At 38.5% G+C, this 12,964-nt stretch carries 12 protein-coding genes; 5 read left to right on the top strand and 7 right to left on the bottom strand.

Going from position 1 to position 12,964, the window contains the following annotated elements; translation table 11 throughout:
- The first annotated feature begins 27 nt into the window (after positions 1-27).
- Positions 28-483 (top strand): DUF1801 domain-containing protein, encoded by a 456-nt coding sequence (locus tag MP478_RS15785; protein WP_257200955.1) that lies wholly within the window; start codon positions 28-30, stop codon positions 481-483.
- Positions 484-602: 119 nt separating this feature from the next.
- Here the strand turns inward: MP478_RS15785 and MP478_RS15780 are convergent, their stop codons facing one another.
- From MP478_RS15780 to MP478_RS15760, 5 genes are all read right to left on the bottom strand, one after another.
- Positions 603-1,871: a TolC family protein gene (locus MP478_RS15780; RefSeq protein ID WP_257200954.1), complete on the bottom strand. Its 1,269-nt coding sequence runs from the start codon at positions 1,869-1,871 to the stop codon at positions 603-605.
- Positions 1,861-4,956: an efflux RND transporter permease subunit gene (locus MP478_RS15775; RefSeq protein WP_257200953.1), complete on the bottom strand. Its 3,096-nt coding sequence runs from the start codon at positions 4,954-4,956 to the stop codon at positions 1,861-1,863. The genes MP478_RS15780 and MP478_RS15775 overlap by 11 nt, the downstream gene beginning before the upstream one ends.
- 107 nt (positions 4,957-5,063) lie before the next feature.
- Positions 5,064-6,167, bottom strand: coding sequence for an efflux RND transporter periplasmic adaptor subunit (locus MP478_RS15770; protein ID WP_257200952.1), 1,104 nt, complete (start codon positions 6,165-6,167; stop codon positions 5,064-5,066).
- A gap of 28 nt (positions 6,168-6,195) precedes the next feature.
- A complete protein-coding gene (locus MP478_RS15765; RefSeq protein WP_257200951.1) occupies positions 6,196-6,573 on the bottom strand; it encodes a cation-transporting P-type ATPase in 378 nt (125 codons plus the stop codon).
- 23 nt (positions 6,574-6,596) lie between these two features.
- A complete protein-coding gene (locus MP478_RS15760; protein ID WP_257190861.1) occupies positions 6,597-7,295 on the bottom strand; it encodes an MgtC/SapB family protein in 699 nt (232 codons plus the stop codon).
- Between the two features lie 249 nt (positions 7,296-7,544).
- Here MP478_RS15760 and MP478_RS15755 point away from each other — a divergent pair, with 249 nt between their 5' ends.
- Positions 7,545-8,510: a Fic family protein gene (locus MP478_RS15755; protein ID WP_257200950.1), complete on the top strand. Its 966-nt coding sequence runs from the start codon at positions 7,545-7,547 to the stop codon at positions 8,508-8,510.
- A gap of 192 nt (positions 8,511-8,702) precedes the next feature.
- Complete coding sequence (locus MP478_RS15750; RefSeq protein ID WP_257190859.1) at positions 8,703-9,563, top strand: DMT family transporter; 861 nt, start codon at positions 8,703-8,705, stop codon at positions 9,561-9,563.
- A 5-nt stretch (positions 9,564-9,568) separates the two neighbouring features.
- Here MP478_RS15750 and MP478_RS15745 read toward each other — a convergent pair whose 3' ends face one another.
- Both MP478_RS15745 and MP478_RS15740 read right to left on the bottom strand, forming a co-directional pair.
- Entirely contained in the window at positions 9,569-10,936 is a 1,368-nt protein-coding gene (locus tag MP478_RS15745) for an ATP-binding protein (protein WP_257200949.1), read from the bottom strand.
- 24 nt (positions 10,937-10,960) lie between these two features.
- Positions 10,961-11,665 (bottom strand): response regulator transcription factor, encoded by a 705-nt coding sequence (locus tag MP478_RS15740; protein WP_257200948.1) that lies wholly within the window; start codon positions 11,663-11,665, stop codon positions 10,961-10,963.
- Positions 11,666-11,800: 135 nt separating this feature from the next.
- Here MP478_RS15740 and MP478_RS15735 point away from each other — a divergent pair, with 135 nt between their 5' ends.
- Together MP478_RS15735 and MP478_RS15730 are read left to right on the top strand one after the other, a co-directional pair.
- Positions 11,801-12,427: a YiiX/YebB-like N1pC/P60 family cysteine hydrolase gene (locus MP478_RS15735; protein ID WP_257200947.1), complete on the top strand. Its 627-nt coding sequence runs from the start codon at positions 11,801-11,803 to the stop codon at positions 12,425-12,427.
- A gap of 157 nt (positions 12,428-12,584) precedes the next feature.
- Positions 12,585-12,896, top strand: a complete 312-nt coding sequence (locus MP478_RS15730) for an NIL domain-containing protein (protein ID WP_047490408.1) — start codon at positions 12,585-12,587, stop codon at positions 12,894-12,896.
- Positions 12,897-12,964: the final 68 nt, after the last annotated feature.

The raw sequence follows: 12,964 nt of genomic DNA, 5'->3' as shown, positions 1-12,964 counted from the left end.
ATTTGACCCTTTAAAAACGAACTGAAAATGCAAATTTTATCTAAGTCGATCGAAGATTATATTTCAAAGATTCCTGAAGACAGACAGGAGGCTTTCAGGAAACTTGCTGATATCATTAATACCAACTTACCGGAGGGGTTTGAGGATGCCACCAATTATGGAATGATAGGCTGGGTTGTCCCCTTGAAAACATATCCTGCCGGCTATCATTGTGCTGCCAATACACCTTTGCCTTTCATTAATCTGGCTTCTCAGAAAAATTTTATAGCATTATACCATATGGGGCTGTATTCCACGCCGGAACTTTTAGAATGGTTTGTGGCCGAATATCCAAAATACTCCACAAGAAAACTGGATATGGGAAAATCCTGTGTCCGTTTCAAAAAAGTGGAAGATATTCCTTTTGAATTAATTGCTGAGCTGAGTAAGAAAATGACGCCTGAAGACTGGGTCAGTATTTATGAATCTCAATACAAGAAATAAGTAAAAAAGCTCCGGAATCATATAGATTTCAGAGCTTTTTTAATAAAGGAAAAAAAGGAATATGGAATTAATCTGTAGTCTTATAGTTTTTTGATGAAAAATGTTCTCAGTTTTATTTTCTAAAATTCAATATCCCAGATTCCGGCTTTCCGCTCAAGTTCAATTAAAGCAGCGGCATTCTCTGCAAGAGCCTGGTAATAGTCTTTCCTGATACTGTTGTAGGTTCTCTGGGCATTCAGAACCTCCAGAATAGAACTTTCCCCTCTTTTGTAGCTGTATGTAATCCCTTCCAATATACTTTTGGCCTCAGTAAGCATTCCGTTATGGAATTGTTTTACCTGCTTCTGAGTGGCTGTATATTGCTGATAAGCCTGCATCACATCTGCCTGTATGCTTTGCTCAATCTGTTGGTATTCAACCTCTGCCTGAGAATGGGCCATTTCTGCTATTTTTAATCCTGCATTTCTTCTGTTTGAAAATTTCAAAGGAATGCTAAGTCCTATTTTTACTGCATTTACGGTTGGTGAAGGAGCTATTTCATTGATGGCCTCAGTATGTCGTTCTGCACCGGCACTGATTCCCAGGTCTATGGTACGGTTGGCTTTTTCAAGGCTGATCTGGCTTTGGGTAATTTGTGTATTTTGCTTGGCTGCCAATACATCTGTTCTTTCATTCAGTGCCTGGAGGATCAGATCATCTACACTGAAATTTCTGTTGAAAGCATTAAAATCTCCGGTAACCTCTCTGCCGGTCATTTTGTGGTCACTGAGAAATACCGATAAATTGGTTAATGCTTGCTGTTCTGCACTTTCAGCCTGAAATACTTCGTTGAGTAAGGAGGCAGCTTCCAGTTTACTCTGTTTTGCTGTAACCAGTGATATTGTTCCTAGGCGGTATCGGATGCTGTCGGACTTGGCCAGTTGCAGTACGTTTTTGTATGAATCCTGCTGTACTTCCAGAAGGGCTTTGGATTTTAAAGCATCAATATATCCTAAACCTGCATCAGCACGGAGATTTCTGAAAAAATCCTGCAATTGTATTTTGCTAAGTTCAGATTGATTTCTGGCCAGATTTATTCTGGCTTTTCTTTTACCTCCCAGCTCCAGCGTCCAGCCGATGGATGCTCCGTAAACATACCCCATATTTTCTCTTACCCCATTGTTGGTGGTTTCCATTTCCAGTTGCGGATCCGGAAACATACCTGCAGTCTGGATGGATGCTTCAGCTATACCTACGTTATATTTTTGGGCGGCATAGCTGAGGTTTTTCTTTCCTACAAGACTCAGGTATTCTTCAAAACGTATAAGTTCTTTTTCCTGTGCCTTTAGTATACCTGTCATGCTGAATAACACAGCAAATAGTATGATAAACTGAGCTCTAATTTTCATCTGATTCTAAATTTTGTTTTTCATTGCGACGTTCAGCCATAAAATAAATAGCTGGCAGCACAAACAGTGTTAAAATAGTAGAGAACATCAACCCGTAAACGATCACCGTAGCCAGAGGCCGTTGTACATCTGAACCGATTCCTGTAGCCAATGATGCCGGGAATAGTCCGATTACTGCAACGGTGGCCGTCATCAGTACCGGCCTGAAACGATCTTTTGCCCCTTTGGTGACTGCAATATTCAAATCATAACCTTTTTTACGAAGGTCATTGATATGAGAAATCATGATGACCCCGTTTTGAATGGCTACCCCAAACAGTGCAATAAACCCGACAGCAGAAGAGACATTAAGAGACATTCCGCGTATATTAAGAGCCAGCATTCCACCGAATAGTGCCAACGGAACGATAGACATAAGGACCAAAGCCTGTCTGAAATCACCAAATGCACTATACAGTAACAGGAACATAATCGCCAACGCCAGCGGAACAATAAATGCTAACCTGGAATAAGCCCTGTTTTGATTTTCAAACTGACCACCCCATTTGATCTGGTATTTTCCGTGATCGTATTGAATGTCTTTTTCAATTTTATCCTGAGCTTTTTTCAGGAAAGAAGAAAGGTCAGTACCTCTTAAATTCAGTTTTACAGTGAGGTGACGCTTATTCATTTCTCTGGTAATGGTACTTTCACCGGTGCTTAATTTTACCTCTGCTACCTGTGACAGTGGGATTTTGGCTCCGGAAGCTGAGGTAAGCATCAGGTTTCCTATTTTGTCCGGAGTGTCGCGGCTGTCTTCGGTGTAACGACAGGAAATATCATATACTTTATTGCCGATAAAGATTTGAGAAATCGCTTTTCCCCCTAATGCAACTTCAATAAGGTCTGCTACATCTGCTACATTGAGGCCGTATTGAGCAATTTTGTCCCTGTCGGCAATAATTTGCAGTTGAGGTAAAGGAGGTTCCTGATCGATGGCAAGGTCAGCAGAACCGGGAATTGTATTCAAAGTAGACATTATGTTTTCGGCAATTCTTCGGGTTTCCTTAAATTCTTCGCCGTATACTTTTACAACCAGTTCACTATGGGCCCCGGAGATTTTATCCATAACCCCATCAATCATAGGCTGTGAAAAGCCTACGGTGAATCCCGGCATATTTTTATAATCTGCATCCAGTTCCTTAATTAAATCTGCTTTAGTTTTTCCGGAAGGCCATTCGCTGTAAGGTTTTATACCAACAGATACTTCAAAATGAGAAGCGGTCCATGGGTCGGTACCATCATCATTACGGCCTGCCTGGATCATCATATAGGTAACTTCCTGATGTTTCAGGGTTCGGGCACGCAGGGTATCACTCATTTCTTTTGATTTGGCTAAAGAAATACCGGGGGGCAGTTGTACCTGAAGCCATATAGATCCTTCATCCAGCTCGGGAAGGAAATCTTTTCCTACAGTATAAGAAAGTATTCCTGCAGATAATAATACAATGCTGACCGGTATAATGACTTTTTTAGGAGTCTGCATGATTTTTTCTATTCTTTTTCCATAGGCAGTACTTATTTTTTCCAGCCATTTGTTATGATATATTTTTTGTGGTTTACGGTAGATCACATAGGCTAATCCGGGAATAAGAAGCAGCGCTACAGCGAGTGCTCCCAATAAGGCATAACCTACGGTGAACGCCATTGGGGTAAACAGTTTTTTCTCTACTCTTTCAAACGCGAATAACGGGAGATACGCGGTAATGATGATAATGGTGGAAAAGAAAATAGGCTTGGCTACTTCAATCACTCTTTGGGTAATTGTTTTTTCTTCGAGAGTTTCCTCTGCATTATCCTCTCTTTTTTTCAGGATAGTTTCCAACATGACAATGGCGCCATCTACAATAATCCCAAAATCGATGGCTCCGAGTGAAAGGAGGTTGGCAGGAATATTAGTGAAATGCATTAAGATAAATGCAAACAATAAGGAAAGCGGAATGGTAATAGCAACCAATAATGCACCTCTCCAGCTTCCCAGAAATACAATCAGTACAATAATAACCAGTACAATTCCCTCAGTAAGGGTATGGGATACGGTGGTAAGGGTTGTTTTTACAAGGTCGGCTCTGTCCAGGAAAGGATGAATTTTTACCCCTGAAGGAAGGGTCTCATTATTCAATTCCTCAATAGCCTGATGAACACCTTCTAGTACTTGGGACGGGTTTTGTCCTCTTAGTAAAAGTACAATTCCTTCTACGCTTTCGGAGTAGTTGCGTTTTCTGTCTGTATAGCTTAGAATACCTTTTCTTTCCAGGTTTCCATATTTTAGTGCTCCCACATCATTCAGGAAAACAGGAACTCCATTCTGTGTTTTAACTACAATTTTTCCAAGGTCAGTTAGGTCTTTTACCAAACCTATCCCCCGGATCACATAGGCCAGGTTTCCCCGGGGTAGCATACTCCCGCCGGCGCTTACATTATTTCTGGAAATAGTTTCCGTAACTTCAGATAATGAAAGACCATACTGCTCTAGTTTATGAGGATCCAGTTCGATCTGAAACTGGGTAGTAATGCCTCCGAAATTGGTTACATCAGCAATTCCTGAAACCTGTTTAATGCGTGGAATAATCACGAAATTTTGTAAATCGGTAAGTTCCCGTAGACTATGGGTATTACTTTCGATAATATAACGATAGACTTCGCCGATAGGAGAGGTAAGGGGATCCAGCCCCGGCTGTGCACCATAGGGAAGCTCCACATCGGTCAGTCTTTCCTGGATTCGCTGTCTGGCCCAGTAATCATCTACACCGTCATCGAATACCATTGTAATAATAGAAAGTCCAAAAGTGCTTTTGCTTCGCATAACATGCATTCCCGGAAGCCCATTCAAAGCCCGTTCTAACGGAATAGTAATTTGCTGTTCTACTTCTTCAGCAGCCAGTCCCGGTACCTGTGTAACCACCTGTGAGCTGACATCGGCAATGTCAGGATAAGCTTCTATGGATAATCTGGTCCAGGAATAATAACCAAAAAAGCCTAGTAAAAGGAAGAGCGCGAGCATCAGCCACCTCTTCTGTATAGAGATTGTAAGTAATTGCTTCATAATTCTTAATTTTTGTACAGCGTATAAAATCTTACGTATCATATGTTTGTACTGAACAGGATACGGTACTTTATAGTTTTTAGATTGTACATTTTATCATATTCATATTATTTTGCCTCCAGCATATAAATTCCGCCCTCAGTCATAATGGTCTCTCCCGACTTCAATCCGGAAATAATTCTTACCGATTTCTGGTCAGTTTCACCCGTTGTTACGGATTTTTTGGTAAATTGGTTCTTACCCGTTTTTATCCATACATACTGAGTGTTGTCCTGCTGCATTAAAGCGGTAACGGGGATCATAACTGTTTTTTCGGGAGTTGTTGAGAAATTAACGGTGGCATACATACCCGGTTTTAACTTTCTGTCCGGATTATCACATTCTATAAGGACTTTTATACTTCGGGTATTCTCGTCTACTATTTCATTAATATGATATACTTTTCCTGTAATATTCCGATCCGGATAAGCGCTTATTTTTACGGAAACGTGATCACCGTTATTGACAAAACGAATGTCTTTTTCTTTAACATCCCCGGAAATCCATACTTTGGAAAGTTCTGCAATAATAATTACAGGATCAGCGTCACCTTTCAGATACTGACCGTTAACAATCTTGTTGGAAATAATTTCTCCATTGATAGGAGCTCTTACAATAAGGGGGCTTCCTATACCTCCTCCTTTGCTGTTATATACCTTCAGGGCAGAGGAGGCATTAGAAAGTGAGGTCTTTTTATTTTTAAAATCTGTTTCCGCTTCATCCAGCTCTTTTTGAATACCGACCCCATGTTTTACCAGATCCTGCTGACGCCTGTAATTTTTCTCTGCCAGCTGCACATCATTTAAGGCATCTGTATAATCCTTCTGAACTGAAAAATAATCGGAAGAAAGGATTTCAAAAAGCGGGCTTCCCGCAGAAACATTTTGACCAAGCCGGATAAAGGATTTTGTAATTCTTCCGGAAAAAGGACTGGCAATTTCTGCATAATGATTGGGAATGGCCTGGATAGTTCCTGCAGACACCACCCCATCACTGTGCTGCTTTTCGGTGATCACTTCTGTCTTAATGGTTTTTAAAACAGGATTGTTTTCAGGAATAATCACATGATCTCCCTTTAATTGAAGATCCTGGCTTTGTGGGTTTTCTCTTTTGGAATCTTTACAAGAAATAATAAAAGCCAAAAGCAGTATTGATAATACAGTATTTTTCATATAAATATTTATAACCAATGATTTATTCTTAATTGAGAGCCTGTAATGCAATAGTTACATCGTTTATTTTCTGTTGCTGCAAACCTATTATAGCCACTGTCCAAATTTTTTGATGAACCGTTGTTTTACAAACTGAGTGAGGATACAATATCCTGTAAGAATGGCAGTCAGATAAGGGAAATACCCCATAGTAGTGGGCAAACTGCTTCAGCCATGAAGGTGCTTTCTGAGTGGCAATTTCATTTTTACCATATATTTTTAAACGGTCTTTTACGGTGTTTTCGCTAAGCCCTTCTTCTGAAGTTTCCAGCATAGCATAAATCATTTTTTCGTTCTCTGAGGCAGCTTCTTTCAATTTTACAAGCGTTGCGGAATTGAGATTTTTGTTGGAATATTTTTTTAACATGGCTTCAGGGTTGGTGTTAAATGTTATAAATCAGTTTCAGTACCTATAATTTCCCAGCTTACCCTGATGACTTTATCTTCAATAGTAAGTCTGCTGGTTATTTTTTCCATGAAACTGTCCTGTGGAGTAGAAGCGTGAACTTCTGCTGTAATGATGGCATTTTCAGGAACGCCATTGTCATCACTGGTGAGAGATTTCAGTAATATTTTATCATTCCCGCTTAAAGACTGCATCAGCTGTACCCGGATGTGGTTTTCCACCTCACTTTTACATTTGATACTGATTAAATATTCGGTATAAAGATTTCGGCTGCTGATAGTGTTGCCAAGCTTTACTCCTAAAGGACGGAGAATGACATGTGTGAGAATAATAAACCCGCTGGTAATAGCTGCTTCAAAAGGAAGGCCTATAGCGCTAAGAGCTCCCACGGAAGCCGAACACCAGATAGTAGCTGCCGTATTGAGTCCCCGTACGGTAAGTCCGTCTTTCATAATAACACCTCCTCCCAGAAAACCTATACCACTCACAATATAGGAAGCTATTCTGCCTGTAGCATCACCTCCGATTCTGATGGAAAGCAGAACGAAGGCCGCAGAGCCAAGGCATACCAGTGTATTGGTACGGAGACCGGCACTTTTTTGGCGCCACTGTCTTTCAAAACCAATGCCGGCACCCAGGAGGAATGCTGTGAAAAGACGGAGGGTAAATTCTAGTGTATTCATAATCTTTTTGTTGTATGGCATGCAGCCGATATACAGAAAGATATATTGCTGAATGCTTAGTTAGTGTAATAATGGGAAGGATCAGTATCCATAGTGGTTTTTATTTGCTGCAAAGGTATTCCTCCTTTTGGAGGGAAGCCGTTAGAAAAGCTTTAGAATGTTATTAGAAAATGATTAGAGAAAACAGAAGGTAAGTGGTTTTTAAAATAAAATTTATAAATTTGATAGTATCAAATGATATTATAATAAATGAAACCTCCGTATCAAATAACGAATAAGATTTTAATATTAATTGCCTCTATTTCTCAAAAGATAGGAGAAATTAATGCTGCTCACTTGTATAAACCTACAATGGAATTAAGGAAAAAGAACAGGATTAAAACAATTCAATCTTCATTAGAGATTGAGGGTAACACTCTCACAGAAGAACAGATTACAGCATTATTGGAGAACAAAAGGGTGGTGGCTCCTCAAAAAGATATTCTTGAAGTTCAGAATGCTATTAAAGTCTATGACCAGTTTGGAAAGTTTAATCCCTATCAAATAAAAGATCTTGAAAAAGCTCATTCAATTTTAATGAATGGTTTGATTGAAAGTGCCGGTAGGTTTAGAGCCACAAATATGGGTATTGTAAAAGGTTCAAAAGTGGAGCATATAACGCCAGGTGGGGCAATGGTTAAAGGTCTAATGAAAGACCTTTTCAGGTATTTGAAAAAAGATGATGATTTATTGTTGATAAAAAGTTGTATTTTCCATTATGAATTTGAATTTATTCATCCGTTTATTGATGGAAATGGAAGAATGGGAAGGTTATGGCAGACGCTGATTTTGATGCAGCAGTATCCCATATTTGAATTTCTACCTGTGGAAAGTTTAATAAAGCAACAACAAAATATATATTATAAAAAACTTTCCGAATCAGATAAAAAGGGAGAATCTACACCTTTTATAGAATTTATGCTCGGAGTTTTATCGGATGCCTTAGAAGAAATTTTACAGATGCAAAATAAAACGCTATATACCGGAGACCGGATTTTGATATTTAAAGATAAAGCAGGTAAAATCAGATTTAGCAGGAAGGATTACTTACAGCATTTTAAAAATATATCTGCACCTACAGCAAGTAGGGATCTAAAATGGGCGGTTGAGCAAGGGATCATAACCAAGTTTGGGGAACAGAGATTAACAGAATACCAATTTTTGGAAAAAACTTAATTGGAGAAATTCTTACTAACTAAGTCTTATGAATTAATGAAAACTGTATCCATTTTGAAAGATAAAATTTCAATACATTTGACGGCAAGCTTTTTTGCATTCGGAATTTCCCGGTTTATAATGATAAAATAAGAGTTTGCCTAATCCCGGAAAATTCTTTCCAAAGTTGTTTTATAAGTTATAAATTTAGAAATGAAAAAGTCTAATGTAGCTATATCGGCTACACTTTTAGCAATAATTTGCGTGCAGGGTGGGGCTTCCATTGCCAAGCAGCTTTTTCCAGCCATTGGTGCTATTGGTACCGTTAGTTTAAGAATTGTTCTCTCTGCTGTGTTGCTCACCTTAATTAACCGTCCGAAATTTTTACAGTTTACAAAACAAAAATGGAAATACTGCGCTCTGTATGGTATTGGGCTGGCGGCGATGAATCTTATTTTCTATATGGCTATTCAGCGAATTCCATTAGGATTAGCTGTTACGGTAGAATTTGCAGGACCTTTATTTCTGGCGTTGGCACTGTCGCGTAAGTTACTGGATGTTGTCTGGGCCTTACTAGCCTGTGTAGGAATTTTACTGATTGTACCCTGGCAGAGTAATCATATAGATTTAACAGGCCTTGGGCTGGCTTTTCTGGCAGGAATGTTTTGGGCAGGTTATATCGTAATGGGTGGAAAAGTATCTAAAATAATGGATGGAAAAGATGCTGTTACTACCGGGATGTTATTTGCGAGTCTTGTTATTATTCCTTTTACCATTTGGGATGGTGCGGTTTTCAATCTTACACCAACCCTTTTTATAAAGGGGCTTGGAGTTGCTATCTTATCCAGTGCGCTGCCATTTTCTCTGGAAATGATGGCGTTAAAAAGACTTCCGGCCAAAACCTTCAGTATTCTGATGAGCCTGGAACCTGCATTTGCTGCTTTTTCAGGATTATTATTCCTCTCCGAAAGTTTAACCTTTTTACAATGGATATCCATTGCCTGCGTAATAGCAGCCAGTATAGGAACTACTGTTTTCAGTAAAATTTCAGTGGAACAGGATGGAAATAGTTAAAATCACTAGGATCCCGGTATTTCAAAATGCACGATAAAAACCGTTTTATCATGCTCTGATGCTACAGAAATTGTTGCATGATGAAGATGAATGATTTTTTCTGTCAGGAAAAGTCCGATACCATAGCCTTTTTCTTTTTTTGAGGTTTCACTTCTGTAAAAAGGTTCAAAAATACGTTGTAAATCTTCCTGGGGAATGATGATACCAGTGTTGGCAAAACGGATAGAAAGTATTTTTTCACCGGCTGTAACATTTATTGAGCATATATGTTCAGGAGAATATTTACAGGCATTGTCAATAAGGTTATTAAAAGCAACCTGCAGCAGGTATTCATTTCCCTGTGTGATCAGCTGATGTTCTTCTACCTCATTTTCTATATTCAGTGAGACTTTATATACTGGATTCTCTCTTGTTATTTTGGTGTAAGATTCCAGAAGTACCTCATCAAGGCGTACTTCGGAAAAACTGATTTCATTAGGATCATAGCTTGCCTTGGCAAGATCCATTAAACTGTTGGACAGTTTGGCCATATTCCTTGCATCTTCCAACGCATACCGGATGGTTTGCTGGTATTCTTCTTTAGTTTGTTCTTTTTCAGAAGCCAGCTCCAGCTCAGTGATAATTGCGGATAATGGGGTGCGGAGTTCGTGTGAAATATTGGATACAAAATGTTTTTGAGAGTCAAAAGAATTTTCCAGGCGTTTCAGCATTCCATTGAAATTCTGGGCCAGCTCGTTAAGTTCATCTTTTTCTCCGGTCGTTTTTAAGCGCAGCTGTAATTTTCCCGCAGTAATCTTTTTAATTTGATTCACCATTTCACTCAGGGGACTCAATGCTTTTTTAGAAAGGAATATTCCGGCGAGATAAATAAGGATCAGGATGCTGATGAAGGCGATAATACTAATGGTAAGAAGATGAGTAAGGTATTCATAACCATACTTATCATAGGAAGCAGCGGTTACAGCATAGGATTTTCCGGCATGATGATAGACTATTCCGATTACCTGTAAGTTGTTTAAAAAGAAGTTGATTTTTTTCTTTTGAAATATCTGCGTGAGCATCGCCGGTGTTTCTTTTACATAGTCAACTTTCGCATCGTCATGATAAATAAGCTGATGGTCAGAGTCATAAATAGCAACCTGAACTTCGTTAAGAGTTCTGTTGTTATTTTTGTACAGCTTATGCATTTCCTGCTCCGGGAGTGAACTTTGAAAAAATAAATCAGCTTTGGCAATGGCCTCGTTTTGCAATTCGCTGTAGAAAGATTTCTCTCTGGCCTCTTTGGACGAATAATAAATAGAAAAGCTGTAAACCCCTAAAAGCATTGCCGTGATTAGGGTAAAGAGGAGTGTAAGCCTGGTTCTTATTTTCATCCGTTTGTTTTTAGTTCACTTCGGTTACTGTATAATGCCTGTTTCGTAGTCTTTTTTTAAGATAAATCCCATACCGGCCTTGGTATGAATAAGCTTAATTTCAAAATCTTTATCAATTTTTTTCCTCAGATAATTGATGTATACGTCAATAAAGTTGGTTCCGGTATCGAAATGGGTTTCCCATACTTTTTCTGCAATTTCACTGCGGGAAAGTACTCTTTCGGAGTTTTCAAGCATGAATTTTAAAAGGTTGAATTCCTTTGGGGTTAATTTTATGGGAATCTGATCTCTGCTGACTGTTTTTTGTTCCAGGTTTATTTCAATCCCTTCATATTTAAGAACAAAAACTTTTTGCTGCCTCTGCAGTGAAAAACGTTTTAAAAGAACTTTAATTCTGGCCGCCAGCTCACGCATTTCAAAAGGTTTGGTTAAGTAATCATCAGCCCCGGCATCAAAACCTTCCAGCTTATCATCAGTCGTTCCGAGAGCGGTAAGCATTACCACGGGAAGGTTGGGTTTTAAAATCTTTATTTCATTACAGAATTCAAGACCGTTTTTTTTAGGAAGGACAATATCCGTGATTATAAGATCAAAATCTTTTTGTAATGCCAGCTTGAGTCCCGTTATTCCATCGTAGGCTGCCGTTACTTCAAACTCAGCTTCCTGAAGCCCCTTGGTGATCAATTTTGAAAGTCTGTCATCGTCTTCAACGAGTAAAATATGTGGCATAAAGATATAGGGAATGTTTGGGTTGATATGAAGAATAGATCAATACTTCCTACAAATGTAATAAATTCTATTTTGTAATTTTGGCGGCGAAACAATATCAGAATGCTAAAATTTAATATATTTTTTTTAAAAAAAATGACCATTACAGGAAGTCTGTTCTTTTTGTTTGTACTGCTTGCGAATTGTAGTGCTTCGCCAACATTAAAGCTTAAAAATGGTGACCTTCTTTTTGTCACTGCAAAAGAATCAGGACTTTCCGGAGCAATTAACAATGTGACACAAAAGCAGAAAGCGGCTTCTTTTGATCATATAGGTATTGTAGAAAAAGATGAAAACAGAATGTTTGTATTGCATGCGGCTCCAAAAGGAGGCTCCCAAAAGCAGGAATTAAAAGAATTTCTTCAGGATCAGAAAGAAGACGGCCAGGAAGTAGTGGTATACCGTTTAAAACCTGAATATCAGAAATCAATTCCATCAGCTGTTGAAAAAGCAAATCAAATGCTGGGTAAACCTTATAATTTCAATTATATCCTGGATGAAAACTCCTATTACTGTTCAGATTTTATTGAAAGAGCATTCAGAGAAGATCATATTTTCAAATTGGAGCCCATGACGTTCACAGATCCTAAGACAGGGAAAATAAATGTTTTTTGGGAAGAGTTTTATCAAAAGAAAAATCTTAAGGTTCCGGAAGGAGAACCCGGCTGTAACCCCAATGGACTGGCCGGTTCAGATAAGCTGGAAAGAATAAAAGAATTGTAAAGAATGTAAAAGAAGCTGTAATGGCTTCTTTTTTTTGTTAAAGTTTTAAAAATATTAGTCTACTAATTTGGTGGACTAATATTTTTTTATATTTTTGTCACAGATTTAATGCAGAGCGCAATATAATCTGAAAGTGTTTAACCAAAAATGTTTAGTGATGATTACACCTAATCCTGGCCTGCAGGTTTTGCAAAACAAAATTACCCTGCCTAAAAAAGAATTGATCCTGGAAATAGAGTTGAATGGGAAAATGAAATTTGAACATTTAATGAATACCATCTACAATCAATTGGGCATTTGTCATAGAGTGTTGTCTGCTAATGTGGAATATGTGAACGGATACAGTTTTGGTACCGTACAATTATATATTAATGTCAATTCAGAAGATTATCAGAACCTTGAGTTCTATCTGAACAAAAATAAACTTTTGAGTACAACGGTAGAGTATCTCTGCCGGAAATATTCTTAAGGGAGATTCATATAGTTTTAATTACCCAAAGTGTCCGGTTTTAATCGGGCACTTTTTTTATTCCTTTA

Origin of the sequence: Chryseobacterium sp. WG14 (genome assembly GCF_024586945.1) — a bacterium.
GTDB lineage: Bacteria > Bacteroidota > Bacteroidia > Flavobacteriales > Weeksellaceae > Chryseobacterium.
This window is presented reverse-complemented; position numbering and strand designations above follow the sequence as displayed.

Excerpts from the sequence above, each read along its gene's own strand:
- MP478_RS15785 (WP_257200955.1), top strand. The coding sequence starts at position 28 with ATGCAAATTTTATCTAAGTCGATCGAAGATTATATTTCAAAGATTCCT.
- MP478_RS15780 (WP_257200954.1), bottom strand. The coding sequence starts at position 1,871 with ATGAAAATTAGAGCTCAGTTTATCATACTATTTGCTGTGTTATTCAGC.
- MP478_RS15775 (WP_257200953.1), bottom strand. The coding sequence starts at position 4,956 with ATGAAGCAATTACTTACAATCTCTATACAGAAGAGGTGGCTGATGCTC.
- MP478_RS15770 (WP_257200952.1), bottom strand. The coding sequence starts at position 6,167 with ATGAAAAATACTGTATTATCAATACTGCTTTTGGCTTTTATTATTTCT.
- MP478_RS15765 (WP_257200951.1), bottom strand. The coding sequence starts at position 6,573 with ATGTTAAAAAAATATTCCAACAAAAATCTCAATTCCGCAACGCTTGTA.
- MP478_RS15760 (WP_257190861.1), bottom strand. The coding sequence starts at position 7,295 with ATGAATACACTAGAATTTACCCTCCGTCTTTTCACAGCATTCCTCCTG.
- MP478_RS15755 (WP_257200950.1), top strand. The coding sequence starts at position 7,545 with ATGAAACCTCCGTATCAAATAACGAATAAGATTTTAATATTAATTGCC.
- MP478_RS15750 (WP_257190859.1), top strand. The coding sequence starts at position 8,703 with ATGAAAAAGTCTAATGTAGCTATATCGGCTACACTTTTAGCAATAATT.
- MP478_RS15745 (WP_257200949.1), bottom strand. The coding sequence starts at position 10,936 with ATGAAAATAAGAACCAGGCTTACACTCCTCTTTACCCTAATCACGGCA.
- MP478_RS15740 (WP_257200948.1), bottom strand. The coding sequence starts at position 11,665 with ATGCCACATATTTTACTCGTTGAAGACGATGACAGACTTTCAAAATTG.
- MP478_RS15735 (WP_257200947.1), top strand. The coding sequence starts at position 11,801 with ATGACCATTACAGGAAGTCTGTTCTTTTTGTTTGTACTGCTTGCGAAT.
- MP478_RS15730 (WP_047490408.1), top strand. The coding sequence starts at position 12,585 with ATGATTACACCTAATCCTGGCCTGCAGGTTTTGCAAAACAAAATTACC.